This is a genomic window from Nocardia sp. CA-107356, assembly GCF_050946365.1.
In the GTDB taxonomy this organism is placed as follows: Bacteria; Actinomycetota; Actinomycetes; order Mycobacteriales; family Mycobacteriaceae; genus Nocardia.
In genome coordinates this window covers 3,962,067-3,979,373 of record NZ_CP191992.1, presented here as the reverse complement: position 1 = coordinate 3,979,373, position 17,307 = coordinate 3,962,067, and the positions used below count along the sequence as shown (strand labels likewise).

Genomic DNA, 17,307 nt, shown 5'->3' with positions numbered 1-17,307 from the left:
TGGGGTTTTCGCCAAGACCTGATGAACAACAAGTACCCACACTAGGCCAGCCCATCCCACCACGCACCCGACAGCCACATCCACACCCGACGAGCGTCACGCACCCTCGTCCGCGCCGATCACCACCTCGTGCCGGTCAGCCCGATGTGACCGCCGGTACTCACTGGGCGAAATGCCCACCTCGCGACCGAAATGCGCACGCAAGTTGGCCGCGCTCCCCAACCCGCACCGCGCCGCGACCACATCGACGGGTAGGTCCGTGCCCTCGAGGAATTCCCTTGCGCGAATGAGTCTCTGGGTCAGCAGCCACTGCAGGGGTGTGCCGCCGAGTTCGGCATGGAAGCGGCGGGCCAACGTGCGTTCGCTCATGTTGGCGTGTTCGGCGAGATCGGCGACCGTCAGCGGTTCTTCGAGCTGTTGCAGCGCCCACTGGAGTGTGGCGGCGAGGCCGGAATCGCTCGCGCAGGCGGGCACCGGGGATTCGAGGTACTGCGCTTGGCCGCCCGCACGGTGTGGCGGCACCACCAAATTGCGCGCCGCCGCGTTGGCGGCCTGCGAGCCGAGATCCTTGCGAATGAGGTGGATGCACAGATCCATGCCCGCCATGGTGCCCGCACTGGTGCAGATCTGGCCGTCGTCGATATAGAGCACCGTGGGGTCGACATCGATCTCCGGATATCGCTCGATCAGGGCGGGCACATGCTTCCAGTGTGTTGCGGCGCGACGACCCTCGAGCAATCCGGCAGCGGCGAGGATGAACGCACCGGAGCACAATGACACGATCCGGGCGCCTCGCTCGTAGGCGGCGCGCACCGCCTCGACCAGGTCGGCGGGTGGGTCTCGGCGTACATCGGGGGTGGAGGGAACGATCACGGTATCGGCCGCGATCAGGTCGTCGTAGTCGTAATCGGTCAATGCCACGAACGGATCCCGCAGCGTCGCATGCCGAGTGTCACGTGGGCCGCACAGCTTGAACTCGTACCACCGTGCCCCGTCGACACCCGGCGGCGGTTCGAAGAACACCTGATACGGGATCGCCACCTCGAAGACCGGCTGACCGGGCGCGACGGCAACGGCCAAGGTTCCCGGACCGGTCGCCTTCGACTTCATGGCAGTAATCTAGCGCATGTTGGCATTCCTGACACTCGTCCGGTGAATCGCCGCCGCACATAGTCGATTTCATGCAAACGATCACCGCGGACCAAGCGCTACGCGAAGTGAATACACCGGTCGAATCACCGAATCCCCATCGCTGGCGCGTGCTCGCGGTCGCGTCCATAGCCCAATATCTGGCCATCCTCGACCTGCTCGCGGTCACCGTCGCCTTTCCGACGCTGCAATCCGCATTCGGCAATGCCACGGTGAGCTCGGTCTCCTGGGTCCTCAACGCCTACACGATCGTGATGGCGGCACTGCTGGTCCCGGCTGGACGCCTCGCCGACGACACCAGCCGCAAGCGCGGCTTCCTCGCGGGTATCGCACTGTTCGGGTTGGCATCCATCGCCTGCGGGCTGGCGCCGAATCTAGCCGCGCTCATAGCGGCCCGGGTGGTCCAGGCCATCGCCGCCGCGATACTGATCCCGACCGGACTCGGTCTCGTGCTGCCGTCCTTCGCCAAACGCGAACATCCGACGGTCATGGGTATATGGACCGCCATCGCGGCCGCGGGCGCGAGCAGCGGCCCGGTACTCGGCGGCCTGCTCCTACAGGCCGGGTGGCGCTGGATCTTCTTCCTGAATGTGCCGTTCACCGTGGCGGCCTTCCTCTTCGGACTGCGCGTGCTACCCGACATCCGCCAGCACGCCAACCGCCGACTCGATATGCTCGGCGCCGCATTGATTCTCGGGTCGACCGCCGCATTCACCACGGCATTCGTGCAGACATCGACCTGGGGATTCACCTCGGCCGCCACCCTGACCTGTCTGCTCGCCGCAGTACTGCTGACTGCGCTGTTCGCCGTGCACGTGCGTCGTCATCCGGATCCCGTGGTGAGCCCGGTTGTCCTGCGGCACAAGATGTTCCGCATCGCCGCCCTCGGCGTGTTCTGCTACTACCTGGCGTTCGCGGCCATGATCCTCGAAGCCACCATGTTCCTCACCGAACACTGGCACTACTCGGTGCTGCGGGCGAGCCTGGCGGTCGCGCCGGTTCCGCTCAGTTGCCTTGTGCTGTCGCCCTTTTCGGGCCGTTTCGTCAACCGCTTCGGCGCGCGCACATCGGCGGCACTCGGCGGTGCCACCATCGCGGCCGGCTCGGGCTGGTGGGCGCTCACCGCGGGCGCGACGACCGACTACTTCGTGATGTTCCTCCCCGGCGCCATCCTCGCGGGCGCGAGCACCGCACTCTTGCAGCCACCACTGTTCGGCGCATCGGCCCTGCTGCCCGCCGACCAGATCTCCTTGGCATCGGGCACCCTCATGATGGCCCGCCAGACCAGTTCCGCCCTCGGCGTCGCCATCCTCACCGCGATCCTCGGCCGCACCGCCCATCCGGACCTGTTCGACTTCCGCGCCGGGTGGCTGTACATGGTGGCGGTCGGCGCGCTGGCCACCGCCGCGGGCATCGCCTACCGACCCGGCAACACACGCGATCACCAGATATGAGGTCCGCTCGGTGAGCACGTCGTGTGAGCCCGCTGCGAGCATTCGGCGGGCAACCGATAACGTGTTCTATATGAGCGAACAGCAGGTCGGCAACTCGCTGCCGAGCCAGGAGCACCATGAGGGCGGGTTCCGGCCGATGTCGGCGCTGATCAACGCGCAGCTGGACGAACTCGATATTTCGCGCGGTGGGCCGCACTATGGCGCATTCGTCGAGCAGGTGCGCAGCCTGATGGATCGGGCCCGGCTGGCCTGCCCGTCCGATGAGCTGGCGCTGGAGACGATCGCCGTCCTCAAACAGCTCAACGACAAGCTGGACGCGGCGGTCGTCGACGAATGGTCCGCGCCGACCTGGACCAGGGTCGACCTGCCGTCCCGTGGCAATATCACGCTGCCACCATTCGTCATCGACAAGGCGGGCAAGGACGGCGTCCATGCCCGCATCACCTTCCGCACCTTCCACCTGGGCGGCAATAACGCCGCCCACGGTGGACAGGTCGCGGTCGGCTTCGACGATCTGCTCGGCATGGCCGCGGCGGTGCACGCGGGCGCGGTCACCCGCACCGCATCGATCACCGTCGACTACCGGTCCATCACCCCGCTGAACACCGAGCTGACGGTGCACGCCCGGGTCGAGCGACAGGAGGGCCGCAAGGTCTACGTGCGGGCCACCCTGCACGACGGCGATCGGCTCTGCGCCGAGGCGAGCGGCCTGTTCATCGTGCTCAAACCCGGGCAGCAGTGAGCCGGTAGTTCGCGGGGTCCGGGCGGCGCGCCATCAGTGCGCGGTGCCGCGCCGGAGTCCACGGCCATAGTTCCGGAACGCCGTCCTTGCCGAGATACCAGCTCTGACAGCCGGTCGCCCACACCGTATCGGGCATCGCGGCCCGCAGTTCCGCGTAGTAGCTGCTGGTGGCCTCGGCGGTCGGCTCCACCGTGTCGAATTCACCATCGTGCCAACGCCGGATCCAGCCGAGGATGTGCTCGGCCTGGGTCTCCGCAATCAGCGTCAGCGGATAGTTGCCGACCGGACTGTGCGGGCCGATCAGCAGGAACATATTCGGAAAGCCCGGCACCGCAACGGTTTCGAAGGCACGCGGCCCGTCCGCCCACACCTGATCCAGTGTCCGGCCGTCGATTCCGGTGATACCCATGGGCCGCATGAACGCGTGCGCGTCGAATCCTGTTGCCAGCACCAGCACATCGAGTTCGTGCAACCGCCCGTCAGCGGTGACGATGCCGCGCGGCTCGATATGACCGATCGCATCGGTGACGATCTCGACACCGTCGCGTTGCACGGCGCGATAGAAGTCGCCCGACACCACAAGTCGCTTGCACATCGGCTGGTAGTCCGGCGTCAACGCGGCGCGCAGCGCCGGATCGCGCACTGTGCGCAGGTTCGCCCGGCATATCCGGCCGACCAACTCACGCTTGAATCCGGGCTTGATGACGGCGTCGACCAGAAATTCGAAAATGTGCCGCGTTACCGCGAAACCGAACTCGTCCAGCGCGGGAAATCTGCGATGCGCGGCAATGGTCAGCCGCGAATATCGGCGATTCCGCAGCGGCAGGATCCACTGCGGTGTGCGCTGGAACATACTCAGGTGCCCGACATTTCCGGCGAGCGCCGTCACGATCTGCACACCGGTGGACCCGGTGCCGAGAACGCCGACACGCTTGCCCGCCAAGTCGACATCGTGATCCCACCGCGCCGAATGGAACATCGCACCCGCGAAATCGCCCAGACCGTTGATATCCGGTGTGCGCGGATGGTGCAGGATGCCGGTCGCGCAGAGCACGAAATCGAACCGCTCCGATGTGCCATCCGCGGTCGTCACCACCCAGCGCGCACCGTCGAATTCGGCCCCGACCACCGCGGTACCGAACCGCGTACGACCCGCCAGCCCGCAATCGTGCGCGACCTCGGCGAAGTAATCGCGAATCTCCGCGCCCGGCGAGAAGAAATGCGACCACCGCGGGTTCTTGGCGAAGGTGAACTGATAGAAGCGCGAGGGTACATCGCAGTTCAGCCCCGGATAGGTGTTCTCCCGCCAAGTGCCGCCGAACCGATCGGCCTTCTCGAAGAGAGTGAAGTCGTCGATGCCGTCGCGCTGCAGCGTGACGGCCATGCAGATACCCGACATCCCGGCCCCGATAATGGCGACCCGTGGGTTGCGCTGTCGCGTTCCAGCCATACGTAGATGCTATGACGCGACCCCCGCCGACAGAATGTGTCAACCCGACATATTCATGACATTTTCCGACATTCGGCCGTCTTGCTACCAGAGACCGGCCAGCGCTCGATCCTCGGTTACGCCGAGCCGGCCTGCTTCGCCCACGCCTTCATACGCTGGCATGGCATCGCACCTGGCCCCTACCGTCGGGCGCACCGACGAACCGAGATCAGGTGGCAGCGTCGACCGATGTCACCACAGCTGCCACCCGATCTCGATCGCCCGCTAGGCGGTGGGGAAGTGCTCGTTGCGGTATTCGGCGAAGCGGGTATCGACGTGGGCTGCCGTGAGGCCGAAGTCCTCGAGGGTGTAGCGGTGTGCGGGGCGGGCCGCACCGGAGGTGCTTTCCGAATGCAACTCCGTCATCGCGGCTTCGGCTTCAGTGCTCAGTGCCAGATCGAAGTGACGGTAGATCGACGCCACGGTGCCGATCGGGTCCGCGACGAAGTCGTCGTAGTACACATCGCAGAACTGGGCGGCGTTGTGCCGCTTGCGATCCGCGAGGAACCTATCCGCTCCCCTGGCCCACAGATCCAACTGTGCCGCACCGACGACCGGACCGCGGAATTTCTCCGACCACCCCGCCGACGCCTGCTCGTTGAGACTGCAGACCGAGGCGATGATGGTGCGCGGATCCCGGTGCATCTGGATCACCAGCGCATCCGGGTACACCTCGAAGATCGCGTCCAGCGCGAACAGATGGCTCGGGTTCTTCAACACCCAGCGCCGCCCGGCATCCGGCAGCCCGATCAACTGCAGATTCCGCCGATGCCTGCGATAGGCATCGGTCCAATCCTGTTCGCGCAGCCACTCGGAGTAGCCGGGCAGATAGCCGAGGCACTCATAGGACACCGACATCGCCGACTGCCGCAGCAACTGCCAGCACTCCTCCACCTGGTCCGCCGAAATATGGTGCACGCCCATGAATTCCGGATGTTCCACATGATGCTGCTCGAACGCCGCCTCGATCCGCTGGTACACCGGATTCGTCGCCCACGTCTCGCGCGGCGGCCGCGGCTGCGGCATCTCGGTCAGCCACATCTCCAGGCCCTGATGCGCGGGATCCGCATTGAGCAGTCGATGCACCGCCGTCGTACCCGAGCGTGGCAGACCGGTCACGAAGATCGGGCGCTCGATCGCCACCTCGGCGTAGTCCGGAAAGCGTTGCCACGCGGATTCACTGAGCAGTCGCGCGATGAGGGCCCCGCGCAGGAATGCCCGATTGACCTTATTGCCGAAGGGCGTCAACTCGGCGTCCTTGGCATAGGACTCGAGCAGCACGCGCAGACCCTCGCGGTAGCCGTCGTCGCCGAAGTCGCTCAATCCGACGACCTTGGTCGCCGAGGCGTGTAGATCGTCGATGGTGCCGACGTCGTCTCTGCCGATCACAATCATTCTCCTAGTGGTGGTACTCGCCGCCGTTGACATCCAGACACGCGCCGGTGATCGCCCGCGCCAGATGGGAGGCGAAAAAGACGACGGCGTCGGCGATCTCATCGGGTTCGGGCAGCTTGCGCAGATCGATGGTTTCGGCCGTCTCGGCGTATACCTCTTCGGCGGTGATCCCGCGCTGCTCGGCCAGATAGTTGAAGTACCACTTCAAGTTGTCGGCCCAGATATAGCCGGGCGCAACGGAATTCACCCGGATACCCTTCGGCCCCAGTTCGGTGGCCAGGCTCTGCGCCAGCGCGAGCAGACTCGCCTTGGCCATCTTGTACGGCCCGAAGGTGCGCCGCGAATGCCGAAGCACCGCCGAATTGATCATAACGACCGAACCCTTCGACTCGGTGAGCGCGGGCACGAACAGTCGCGTCAACCGCAGTGCGGCAAGCACATTGGTCTCGAATCCCGCGCGCACGTCATCGAGGTCGACATCGGCCAGATCGGTGATCGGCGGAATCGCGAAGGCGTTGTTCACCAGCGTATCGATCCGCCCGAACGCACTCTGCGCCGTCTCGACCAGATTCGCCACTGCCGCTTCGTCATTGATATCGGTCGGCACCACCACCGCGCGCCTGCCGAGTTCGGTGATCTCCTTGGCCACCTCGGTCAGCCGCGATTCGGTACGCGAGGCCAGTACCACATCGGCACCGGCACGCGCGCTCTGCACCGCGATGGCCCGCCCGAGCCCCGGACCGACTCCGGAGACGACAACGACCTTGTCCTGCAACAACATCAGCCCAGCATCCTCTCCGCGACGGCAACCTGACGTGCCGCGATCCGCGCCCGCCATTCCTCGGGCGTGACCAGAGCCTGCTGGTAGTACGGCAGCCGCTCGGGCAATTCGGCGACCGACACCACCTCCACCGTCGGCCCGTCCTCGGGCTTCAGGTCCCGCGAGAGCTGCTGCCAGCGGAACTGCAGGTACCCGCGCGCATGCCCGGTGCGCTCGATCCAGTTGGTCAGTCCCGGATCTCGCTCGCTGATCACGAGCCGGATCATCCCGTCCGGATCCACGCGCGCCTGGTCGGCGGTGAGGCTGGTCTGGTGGTTGATGTAGTCCAGCGACAGGTACCACATGCTGCCGAGTTGGAAACCCTGGTACGGCGCATCCGATTTCGGCACCGTGAGGATCATCGCTTGATCGTCGTCGAGTTCGTAATGGCCAACAGAGGAGAACTGGGTGGTGAGTCCGCCCGGGGTGGAGCGCGGCTCGGTCATCGTGTTGACCGGCAGGTTGAGATAGAACCACTTCGGAAACGCCAGGAAGGTATTCAGCCGCGAGACCAGCATCTTCCCCGCGATGTCGTAGCGCTTGCTCATCAGGTCCTTGGTCAGCGGTGGCGGTGCGTCGCCGATCGTGTCCACCCGCTGAATGCGAATCGTGCCCGGCTTCTCGGTCGCCCAGTCGCTGTACACCTCGCGCACCACGAGCATGGCGGAGTCGGGCGCGAGATGGACATAGCCGGGGCGCGCCTCGCCGGGGCCGAGACGCAGTTCGAAGGAGCCGTCGGCCGCGATATCGAGGGCGCGGGCATCGAAGGCGGTCTCACTGTCGGGCACGTCCACCGGCGAATAGTTGCCGTTGAGCACCTGGAAGCTGAGGTCACGGGTGGTGCCGCGAGTTCCGGTCACCACATATTCGGCGTCGGGACGCAGATATGAATGGAAGTAGAGGGTGTCCGGGTTGTCCAGACCCATCTTCGTGTACGGCCCGGTGGACATGACGAAGAACGGAAAGTCCCGCTCAAAGGCCCACGCCATTTGGATGGAGGCGCGGATACTGCCGGCGAGGTAGTCGTAGCCCTCGACGAGGTCCTGTTCGGTCCGGATATGCGGTGCGTCGGTGATGATCTGCTCGGCGGCGGCGATGGCTTCCGCGAACGACTGTGTCAGCAAGAGGCTTCCCGATCCTTTCGAGCGACCCGCAAGCGGTCGCTACGGTTGATCACTGTTCCAAATATGTACCAGTCTGGTACATTTCGATATGAGCAAGATTAGAACGTGTTCTAGGAGTTGTCCATGGTTGCCCGCAGATCCGCCCCTACCGCCCGGGTGGTCCAAGTACTGGATTTCTTCGTCGAACAGCGCGGCAAACGCTTCGGCCTGTCCGAACTGGCCCGCGAACTCGATCTGGCCAAGCCGACCTGCCTCGGCATCCTCACCGAATTGACTGCGGGCGGCTATCTGGTGCGTGCCGCGAATACCCCCACCTATAGCCTCGGACCTGCGCTTATCGCCGCGGGCAGGATCGCACAGGACAGCTTCGCCAGCTCGGCCATCGCCCGCACCGAACTCGAGGAACTCACCACGCTCTACCGCACCACCTGCACGGCATCCGCCGTCGTCGGCGAGCAGATCATGGTGTTGGAGAGCACCGGTCCCGGCCTGGTCAAGGTGGGTGCGGCCTACCACTTCGCGCCGCCCGTCGGGCTGATGTACGTGCTGTGGGATACCGACGCGGCCTTCGACACCTGGCTCGACAAGCCACCGACGGTGCCGCTGCAGCAGGACGAGGCCCGGCTGCGCCAGGTCGTCGCGGAGTGCCGACAGCGCGGCTACCTGGTCGAGAGCCTGACCGCGGCCGGTCGGCGGTTGTACTCTTTGCTGGCCGGGGTCGCCGCGCACGAGCTGCCCAAAGAGGTGCGCGAACTCGTCGGCGAGCTGGTGACCAGCCTCGGCGAGCGGGTCTATGTGGGCGCCGATCTGCGACCACGCAAGGAACACCCGGTCAGCCTGCTCGCGGCGCCGACCTACGGCGGGGACGGGAGGCAGAACATGGTGCTCACGATGTACGTCGGGGCTTCCATCACCGGTGCCGAAATCGACCGTCGCGGAACCGCACTCGTGGCCGCCGCCGACCGGGTGACCGTGCAATCGGGGGGTCGCAAGCCGGATTCCAACCATTGACCAATGACCGAAACGTGTTCTAGTTTTGTGATGTGAGCCAGTACGCAAAGTCGACGGCGAGCACCTACGAGCTGCCTCATCTGGACGCGCTCGAGGCCGAGTCGGCACATATATTCCGCGAAGTCGCCGCGACCTTCGAACGGCCCGTGCTGCTGTTCTCCGGTGGCAAGGATTCGGTGGTCATGCTGCATCTCGCGGCCAAGGCCTTCTGGCCCGCCCCGCTGCCGTTCCCGGTGCTGCACATCGACACCGGGCACAACTTCGACGAGGTCATCGAATACCGCGACCGCACGGTGCGACGGCTCGGCCTGCGACTCGTGGTCGGCAGCGTGCAGGACGATATCGACGCGGGCCGGGTCAAGGAGGAGACCGGGCCGCGCGCCTCCCGTAACCGTTTGCAGACAGCCACTTTGCTGCGCTCGATCCGCGAGGGCGGATACGACGCGGTCTTCGGCGGCGCGCGCCGGGACGAGGAGAAGGCGCGCGCCAAAGAGCGCGTATTCAGCTTCCGCGACGAGTACGGGCAGTGGGATCCGCGCAATCAGCGACCGGAACTATGGAGCCTCTACAACGGGCGACACAGCAAGGGCGAACACATCCGAGTGTTCCCGCTGTCCAACTGGACCGAGCTCGATATCTGGCACTACATCGCCGCCGAGGACATCGAGCTGCCACCGCTGTACTACGCACACCGCAGAGCCGTCGTGCAGCGCGACGGAATGCTGTTGGCGCACACCCGATTTCTCGAATTACTCGATGGCGAGCAGCCATATGAAAGCACGGTGCGATTCCGCACGGTCGGCGATGCGACCTGCACCGGATGTGTGGAGTCGACCGCGACCAACCCCGCGGAGGTGGTCGTAGAGGTCGCCGCCACCCGCGTCACCGAACGCGGTGCGACCCGCGCCGATGACCGCATTTCCGAGGCTGGCATGGAAGATCGTAAACGGGAAGGGTACTTCTGATGACGACCACCACCCTGTTGCGTCTGGCCACCGCGGGCAGTGTCGACGACGGTAAATCGACGCTGATCGGCCGTCTGCTGTTCGACTCCAAGACGATCTTCTCCGACCAGCTCGCCGCTGTTGAGCGGACCAGCCGGGCACGCGGCGACGACTATCCGGATCTGGCACTGCTCACCGACGGCCTGCGCGCCGAGCGCGAACAGGGCATCACCATCGATGTGGCGCATCGCTACTTCGCCACACCCCGACGCAAGTTCATCATCGCCGACACCCCCGGCCACATCCAGTACACGCGCAATATGGTCACCGGTGCCTCCACCGCCGATCTCGCGCTGATCCTGGTGGACGCACGCAAGGGCATCGTGGAACAGACGCGCCGCCATGCCTTCCTGGCAAGTCTGCTCGGTATCGCGCACCTGGTGTTGTGCGTGAACAAGATGGATCTGGCCGGGTGGTCACAGGACCGGTTCGAGGAGCTCAAGGAGGAATTCGTCGGCTTCGCAACGAAACTCGACGTCCCGGATCTGACCTTCATCCCGATGTCGGCGCTGCACGGGGACAATATCGTGCACCGCGGCGCGAGCATGCCCTGGTACGAGGGCTCTCCCCTGCTGCACCATTTGGAGGAGGTGCACATCGCCTCCGACCGCAATCTCATCGACGCGCGCTTCCCGGTGCAGTACGTAACCCGCAGGCACGCCGAGGATTTCCGTGGTTACGCCGGCACCGTATGCGGTGGCGTATTCAAGCCCGGCGATGAAGTCGCGGTGCTGCCTTCGGGATTCACCACCACGGTCGAGGCGATCTGGGGTCCGGGTGGCACGCCCGTCGCGGAAGCCTTTCCGCCGCAAGCCGTTACCATCCAGCTCGCCGACCATCTCGACGTGTCCCGTGGTGATCTCATCTGCCGCCCCGCGAACCGGCCGCACGTCGGACGCGATCTGGACGCGATGGTCTGCTGGTTCGCCGAGGACTCCGAACTCACCCCGGGCGCGACCTACACGATCCGGCACACCACCCGCACCGCCACCGCGGAGGTGCGGACCCTGGACTATCGGCTCGACGTCAATACCCTGCACCGCGATGAGAACGCGGATTCGTTGTCGCTCAACGAGATCGGGCGCATCCAGCTGCGCACTCGCCAGCCGCTGCTGTTCGATCCCTACCGGCGCAACCGCACCACCGGCAGCTTCATCCTCGTCGACGACACCACCAACAACACGGTCGCGGCCGGCATGATCACCGGCCCTACTCTGCCGTCGTCCCGCGTGGTCTGGCATGCCACCGCCGTAGGCCGCGACGAACGCCCGACCACGGGGCTGACCGTCTGGCTGACCGGCCTGTCGGGCTCCGGAAAGTCCTCTGTCGCCGTGGAATTGGAACGCCGCCTGGTCGCGGCAGGTCGCCCGGCTTTCCTACTCGACGGCGACAATCTGCGCCACGGTCTGAATGCCGACCTCGGCTTCGGCGCGGCCGATCGCGTGGAAAACATTCGCCGGGTAGGCGAAGTGGCCCGGCTGTTCGCCGAAGCCGGTGTCGTGGCGGTGGTTTCCCTCATCAGCCCCTACGCCGCCGACCGCAACAAGGTCCGCGCCGTACACGGGGCAGCGGGAATCCCGTTCGTCGAAGTCTTCGTGGACACACCCCTCGAGATCTGCGAATCCCGCGATCCCAAGGGCATGTACGCCAAGGCGCGTGCCGGGGAAATCCGCGGATTCACCGGTATCGACGATCCCTACGAGGCGCCAACGGGAGCCGAACTGGTGCTGCGTCCCGAGGACGGCGACCCCGCGGCCATGGCCGCGGCCATTCTCGCGAAGCTGGCGGATCTGGACTGACCAGCCTGCCCTTTCAGCGAATGCCGGGTCCGCCACTACGGTCCCGGCATTCGCCGGATGCGGTCAGGGCTTCGCACGCAGTGCGGCACCGAGCCAGTCGAACACCGGTACCAGGGTCGGCGGTACGGGCCAGCCGTTGATGACGGCGAGCAGTTGCCAATAGCGTTCGGCGCGCGGGTCTCCCGCGACCTCGAGCCGGGCCAGCAGCCAGCCTGGTAGCTCGGCGTCGTCCGCGCGATCGAAGGTCGCCGCGTATGCGGACCTCAACTCCTCGACAATGGGTTCGGCCGCAACGGAATCCGGCGCTATCCCTGATGCCAGAGCCCTGCCGACACGATCGCGTACGAGTTCGGTCAGCTCGTGGTGCAGACCGGTGGTGTCGCCCTCGGCGCGCTGCGCGGCCTGGTATTCCGCCATGCGGCGCACCGATGCACGGAAGTCGGGGTCTCGGGTGAGTTCGGCGAGTTCCACCCAGGCCCGCACCTGAGCGGGTTCCGGGTCGTCGGGCAGTTGCGGCACGGCCGAGCGGATGAGTTCGACGAATTCCGGGTCGGCATCGGTGCCGCCGAAGGTTTCTTCGACGAAATCGCTGATGAGGCGGCGCTTTTCGGCGTCGGAGAGTTCAACTAGCTTATGCATGAGTTCCATTTCCTCGGGGGTCGGGCCCCGCTCGGCGATTGCTCGTAACACCGTGCGCCGCACCCGAAGTGTGCTGATCTGGAATTCCAGCGCTTCGGCATGCGCGGCCGCGACCTCGGACACCGACAGCGTGCGTTCGAGCACATGTCGGATGGCGGGGAGATCAATGCCGAGTTCGCGCAGGGTCCGCACCAGTTGTAGGCGGACGAGTGCGTCGTCGTCGTAGAGCCGGTAGCCGGCGGGGCTGTGGGCGGTCGGCGACACGACACCGGTATCGGCATAGAACCGGATGGTCTTGACCGAGAGGCCGGTCCGCTCGGCCATCATGCCGATCGGATAAAGCGTGTCGCCGTCCATGCCCCTACCCTCCCGTCTCCCCTTGGTGGAGACGCAAATCCCAGCGCGATGCTATGGCCGGGCGCAATCAGCCGATAGTGCGGAAGAACTCGCGGATATCACCGACGAGCAGGTCAGGGACCTCGAGGGCCGGAAAGTGGCCGCCGGCGTAGAACTCCGACCAGTGCGTGATGTTGTGCGCCTTCTCCGCGAAACGGCGGATCGCGTAATCACCGTCCTTGAAGACCGCGACACCGGTGGGCACGATGCCTTGCGGCGCGGGTGCGAACATCGCGGCATCGTGGAAGCGCTCGTAGTAGAAGTTGGCGACGCTGCGGGCGGTATCGGTGAACCAGTAGATGCTCACATTCGCCAGGATCCGATCCTTGTCGACGCCTTGTTCCGGCAGTTCGTGCGACTGGTCGATCCACTCCTTGTACTTCTCGATGATCCAGCCGAGCTGTCCGGCCGGGGAATCGGCCACCAGCTGCGCGATGGTGTTCGGACGCGAACCCTTGAGCTTCATATAGGCGGAGCCGTCGTCCTGGAAGTTCTGCATGCGCGCCATCCGCTGCCGCTCGGCGTCGGTGAGCGCGGCCATATCGGCTGGATCGCCGGTCGGGAAGGTAACCAGCGCATTGACGTGCACGCCGAGCACATGCTCGCTGTCGAGCCGGGCCAGCCGCGGCGCGAGAAACGCACCGTGGTCACCACCCTGCACCCCGTACCGGTCGTAGCCGAGGCGAGCCATCAGCTCCGCAAGTGCCGCCGCGACCCGGCCGTCGTGCCAACCGGCCTCGGTGATCGGACCGGAGAAGCCGTGGCCCGGCAGTGACGGAATAACCAGGTGGAAGGCGGGCACCTCGGTGTGGCCGGATGCCTTCGGATCGGTCAGCGAGCCGATCACGTCCAAGAAGTCGAGCACCGAGCTGGGCCAACCGTGCAGCAACAGCAGCGGGGTGGCGTCGGCCGCGGCGGACCGCACGTGCAGGAAGTGCACATCCTGACCATCGATGGTGGTGATGAACTGCGGGTACTTATTGAGCTCCGCCTCGACCGCGCGCCAATCGAATTTCTCGGCCCAGTGGCCGGCGAGCTCCTGCAAATATGCGGTGGGCACGCCACGCTCCCAGCCGGTGCCGGGCAGGTCGTCGATCCAGCGGGTGCGGGCCAGCCGCTCGCGCAGATCGTCGATATCGGCCTGTGGGATTTCGATGCGGAGGGGGCGGATGTCGTTGTTCGTCATGCCACTAACCCTGCTGGTAACGGGGGTGTCCGCGAATCACGAGAATTCGTTATATTCGGCTCCGCTTGCTCTTTACGTTGTCACCTGGCCCATGATCCGGGCATGATCGCGTGGTGTTGAGCGTTCCCGACCGCGGTGCCTTTGTCGGACGAGCAGCCGAGGTCTCCGCGCTACAGCGCGCATATCAGGACGAGTCGGTGCATACGGTGCTGATCGCCGGTGAACCGGGCCTCGGTAAATCGCGGCTGGTCAACGAGTTCACTTCGCGGCTCGGCGCGAATGTGGTGGTGCTGGTCGCCCGGTGTCCGGAGTCCGGCGAGAATGCGGTGCCGTTCGCGCCGTTCGTCTCGATCATGCGTGGTCTGGTACGCCGGATCGGCGTGGCGGAGCTGGCCGCGCTGCTCCCGGTCCCGCGCCCGGCGCTATCGCGCTGGCTGCCCGAACTGGCGGTGCGGGCCGGATCGGCGGAGCCCGAGTCGGATCGGATCCGGTTGTTCGGCGAGATCCTCACGGTGCTGGAACAACTGGCACTCGTACGTCCGGTGGTGCTCGTCCTGGAGGACCTGCACTGGGCCGACGATTCGAGCCGGGAGCTGCTGGCCTTCCTGGTCGCCGATCTCGGCCAGCGCGATCTACAGCTGATCGGCACCTACCGGCCCACCGATTCGGAGCCGCTTCGTCGACACGTCGCCGGGCTGCGGCGGAATTCCGGTGTGCGCGTGCTGACTCCGCAGCCGCTGACCAAACATGAGGTCGGGCGCCAGCTGGCAGCAATGCTCGGCCGCGAGCCGGATCCCGGTGTCGGCACACGAGTCTTCCAGCGCAGCAAAGGAATTCCGCTGTTCGTCGAAGCACTCGGCCGTGCTCTGCAGGAGGATCCCGACCGTGCACCGGAGGATGCCCCTGCGGACCTGTCCGAACTGCTGCTCGGCTATCAATCCGGTCTGTCCGAAAACGCCAAGGCACTCTTGCGACTTGCTGCCGCCGCGGGTTCGCCGGTGCGTGGTGGGTTACTGGAATCCGCAACGGACCTGACCGATGATGCGCTGGACCTGGCGCTGCGCCAGTTGACCGAACAGCAGCTGCTACTCGCCACCGATGCCGGCTACGAGTTCCGACACAGCCTGATTCGCGATGCCGTCTACGACGACCTACTGCCTATCGAACGAAAGCGCTTACATACCAGACTTTCTGAGGCTTTGATCGCCGATGATACGACGCGGTCGGGCGACTGGCGGACCGGCGAGCTGGCCTACCACGCGCATGCCGCGGGCGATCTGCCACGCGCGCTCACGGCATCCTGGGGTGCCGCCACGAGCGCGGAATCCGAGGGGGCACAGCGCGAACGCCTGCGGCATCTGGACCGGGTGCTGGCACTATGGGATCGAGTGCCCGACGCGGCGATCCTGGTCGAGGCCGATCGCCTCGCCGTGCTGGAACGCGTTGTCGAGGCCTGCCATCTCGGTGGCATCGTCGAGCGTGGCGTCGCGGCGGCCGACGAGGCGCTGAAACTGCTGGATGCAACGACCGCACCAGAGCGTGCTGCCCGCCTGTACTACTACCGCGCGGGGCTGAAGAATCAGAGCAGCGCCGGATCCGTCTGCGATCTCGACCGGGCACTGGAGTTGTTGCCCGAGCAGCCGCCGACCGTCCTGCGTGGTGAAGTGCTCAGCGAACTCGCGGCAGCACGCGTCTTCAGCGGCGACGCGGACGGGGCCGCGCGCGCCGCCCGCGCCGTCGTCGCGATGGCCGAACAGACCGGCACGCCCTCGCTGGCGGCGCGCGGCTACGCCTATCAAGGTTTGGCGGCGGTCGCCCAGAATGGTTCCGCCGTTAGGTATTTCGAACGGGCCCATGCCGCAACCGCCGATCCACGGACGCTGTTGACCGTGGTGCTGTGGGAGTCGGCGGCGCTGGTCGCGGCGGGCCAGCACCATGCGGCAATCGAGGCGATCCAGCAGGGGTTGCGGGCGGCCCACGAAACCTTCCGTTTCGCCGAGGCCGGGCCCATCCTGCTGGTGAAATGGGCCCAGGCGTTGACCGCTCTGGGCCGCTGGCCCGAGGCGCTCGATCTCATCGACGAATCGCTCACCGGGCAAGTGCCGCCGCTGAGCAAGGCCGCACTACTGCTCTGCCACGCGAGAATCGCCCTGGCCCAGGGCTCTTCGGCGGCGGCAACGAGCAGCGCCGATGCCGCCGCGGCGCTATTGAGCGACGGACGCTGGGCACGCCAGTACCAGCTCCAATTACACACTGTGCGTACCGATATCGCGTTCGCGGTCGGAGACTCCCGCTGTGCGAGTGAGGTAATCACCGAGGCACTGGCGGCCGATGACCTCGCCACCCATCACCATGAGGTGTGGCCGCTGCTCGCGGCCGCGGCCCGGATCGAGGACACGACACCGGATCTCGCGTCGACCGCCGACCGATTGCCGATCACCAGCGCGGTAGATACGGCCTACCGCGCCGTCTTCACTGCCACTCGGAGCAGCGATCCCGCCACCTGGCACGCAGCAGTATCGGCTTGGCGCACCATCGGCCAGACCTACGATCTGGCCCGCAGCCTCCTCGGCTGCGCCGAAGCCGAACTGGCCGTGGGCAATCGCTCCGCAGTACGAGAACGCCTTCGCGAGGCCGCCGAACTGGCGATGGAATTGGGCGCGACACCATTGACCGAGGCAGCGGGGCAATTGGCCGAGCGTGCCGGGGTCGCACTCCGGGTGAGTCCCCAGGAGCCAGCAGCGGCACCGCCGAGAACCTTCGGCCTGACAGCACGTGAGACGGACGTATTGCGTCTGGTCGCACGGGGTTTGACCAATCGTCAGATCGCGGCCGAACTGTTCATCAGCGGCAATACCGCAGGCGTGCACGTATCGCGAATCCTCACCAAGCTCGGTACCGCGACACGAACCGAGGCTGCCGCCGTGGCCCGCAAACACGGCCTCCTCGAGCCCGACTGAGCGCGGCTCGACATCAATCCCCTTCGGCGCCGGGTCGTGCGGTACCCGGACCGCACAGCCGCTCACCATCGGTCATAGTGGCCTCCGCTTGGCCATCGCCGGATACAACCAGCACGAAACCCTCGCTCGTGGGCCTGCC

13 protein-coding genes are annotated in these 17,307 nt (G+C 65.9%); 6 read left to right on the top strand and 7 right to left on the bottom strand.

Annotation, left to right across the window (positions count from 1 at the left end; translation table 11 throughout):
* Positions 1–96: 96 nt before the first annotated feature.
* A complete protein-coding gene (locus ACQP1G_RS17745; protein ID WP_433205288.1) occupies positions 97–1,110 on the bottom strand; it encodes a GlxA family transcriptional regulator in 1,014 nt (337 codons plus the stop codon).
* Positions 1,111–1,181: 71 nt separating this feature from the next.
* Between ACQP1G_RS17745 and ACQP1G_RS17740 the strand changes: the two genes are divergently transcribed.
* A complete protein-coding gene (locus ACQP1G_RS17740; protein WP_433205285.1) occupies positions 1,182–2,603 on the top strand; it encodes an MFS transporter in 1,422 nt (473 codons plus the stop codon).
* 70 nt (positions 2,604–2,673) lie between these two features.
* Positions 2,674–3,345, top strand: a complete 672-nt coding sequence (locus tag ACQP1G_RS17735; protein WP_433205282.1) for a PaaI family thioesterase — start codon at positions 2,674–2,676, stop codon at positions 3,343–3,345.
* Here ACQP1G_RS17735 and ACQP1G_RS17730 read toward each other — a convergent pair.
* From ACQP1G_RS17730 to ACQP1G_RS17715, 4 genes are all read right to left on the bottom strand, one after another.
* Positions 3,326–4,795, bottom strand: coding sequence for a flavin-containing monooxygenase (locus tag ACQP1G_RS17730; protein ID WP_433205279.1), 1,470 nt, complete (start codon positions 4,793–4,795; stop codon positions 3,326–3,328). The two genes, ACQP1G_RS17735 and ACQP1G_RS17730, sit on opposite strands and share 20 nt — an antisense overlap.
* 264 nt (positions 4,796–5,059) lie before the next feature.
* The gene (locus ACQP1G_RS17725) at positions 5,060–6,229 is read right to left on the bottom strand and encodes a sulfotransferase family protein (RefSeq protein ID WP_433205277.1); all 1,170 of its coding nucleotides are present in this window, start codon (positions 6,227–6,229) and stop codon (positions 5,060–5,062) included.
* A 4-nt stretch (positions 6,230–6,233) separates the two neighbouring features.
* Positions 6,234–7,010: an SDR family oxidoreductase gene (locus ACQP1G_RS17720; RefSeq protein ID WP_433205274.1), complete on the bottom strand. Its 777-nt coding sequence runs from the start codon at positions 7,008–7,010 to the stop codon at positions 6,234–6,236.
* Positions 7,010–8,173: a hypothetical protein gene (locus ACQP1G_RS17715; RefSeq protein WP_433205271.1), complete on the bottom strand. Its 1,164-nt coding sequence runs from the start codon at positions 8,171–8,173 to the stop codon at positions 7,010–7,012. The genes ACQP1G_RS17720 and ACQP1G_RS17715 overlap by 1 nt, the downstream gene beginning before the upstream one ends.
* A gap of 123 nt (positions 8,174–8,296) precedes the next feature.
* Between ACQP1G_RS17715 and ACQP1G_RS17710 the strand changes: the two genes are divergently transcribed.
* Genes ACQP1G_RS17710 through cysC form a run of 3 tightly spaced genes read left to right on the top strand, consistent with a single transcriptional unit; the run spans position 8,297 to position 11,987 of the window.
* Positions 8,297–9,184: a helix-turn-helix domain-containing protein gene (locus ACQP1G_RS17710; RefSeq protein ID WP_433205268.1), complete on the top strand. Its 888-nt coding sequence runs from the start codon at positions 8,297–8,299 to the stop codon at positions 9,182–9,184.
* A gap of 32 nt (positions 9,185–9,216) precedes the next feature.
* On the top strand, positions 9,217–10,149 hold the full coding sequence (gene cysD, locus ACQP1G_RS17705) for a sulfate adenylyltransferase subunit CysD (protein WP_433205265.1): 933 nt from the start codon (positions 9,217–9,219) through the stop codon (positions 10,147–10,149).
* Positions 10,149–11,987, top strand: a complete 1,839-nt coding sequence (gene cysC / locus ACQP1G_RS17700; protein ID WP_433205262.1) for an adenylyl-sulfate kinase — start codon at positions 10,149–10,151, stop codon at positions 11,985–11,987. Before cysD ends, cysC begins: the two co-directional genes overlap by 1 nt.
* Before the next feature lie 63 nt (positions 11,988–12,050).
* Here cysC and ACQP1G_RS17695 read toward each other — a convergent pair whose 3' ends face one another.
* The gene (locus ACQP1G_RS17695) at positions 12,051–12,983 is read right to left on the bottom strand and encodes a MerR family transcriptional regulator (protein WP_433205259.1); all 933 of its coding nucleotides are present in this window, start codon (positions 12,981–12,983) and stop codon (positions 12,051–12,053) included.
* A 67-nt stretch (positions 12,984–13,050) separates the two neighbouring features.
* Positions 13,051–14,208: an epoxide hydrolase family protein gene (locus ACQP1G_RS17690; protein WP_433205256.1), complete on the bottom strand. Its 1,158-nt coding sequence runs from the start codon at positions 14,206–14,208 to the stop codon at positions 13,051–13,053.
* 113 nt (positions 14,209–14,321) lie between these two features.
* Here ACQP1G_RS17690 and ACQP1G_RS17685 point away from each other — a divergent pair, with 113 nt between their 5' ends.
* On the top strand, positions 14,322–17,168 hold the full coding sequence (locus ACQP1G_RS17685; RefSeq protein WP_433205253.1) for an ATP-binding protein: 2,847 nt from the start codon (positions 14,322–14,324) through the stop codon (positions 17,166–17,168).
* Positions 17,169–17,307 lie beyond the last annotated feature (139 nt).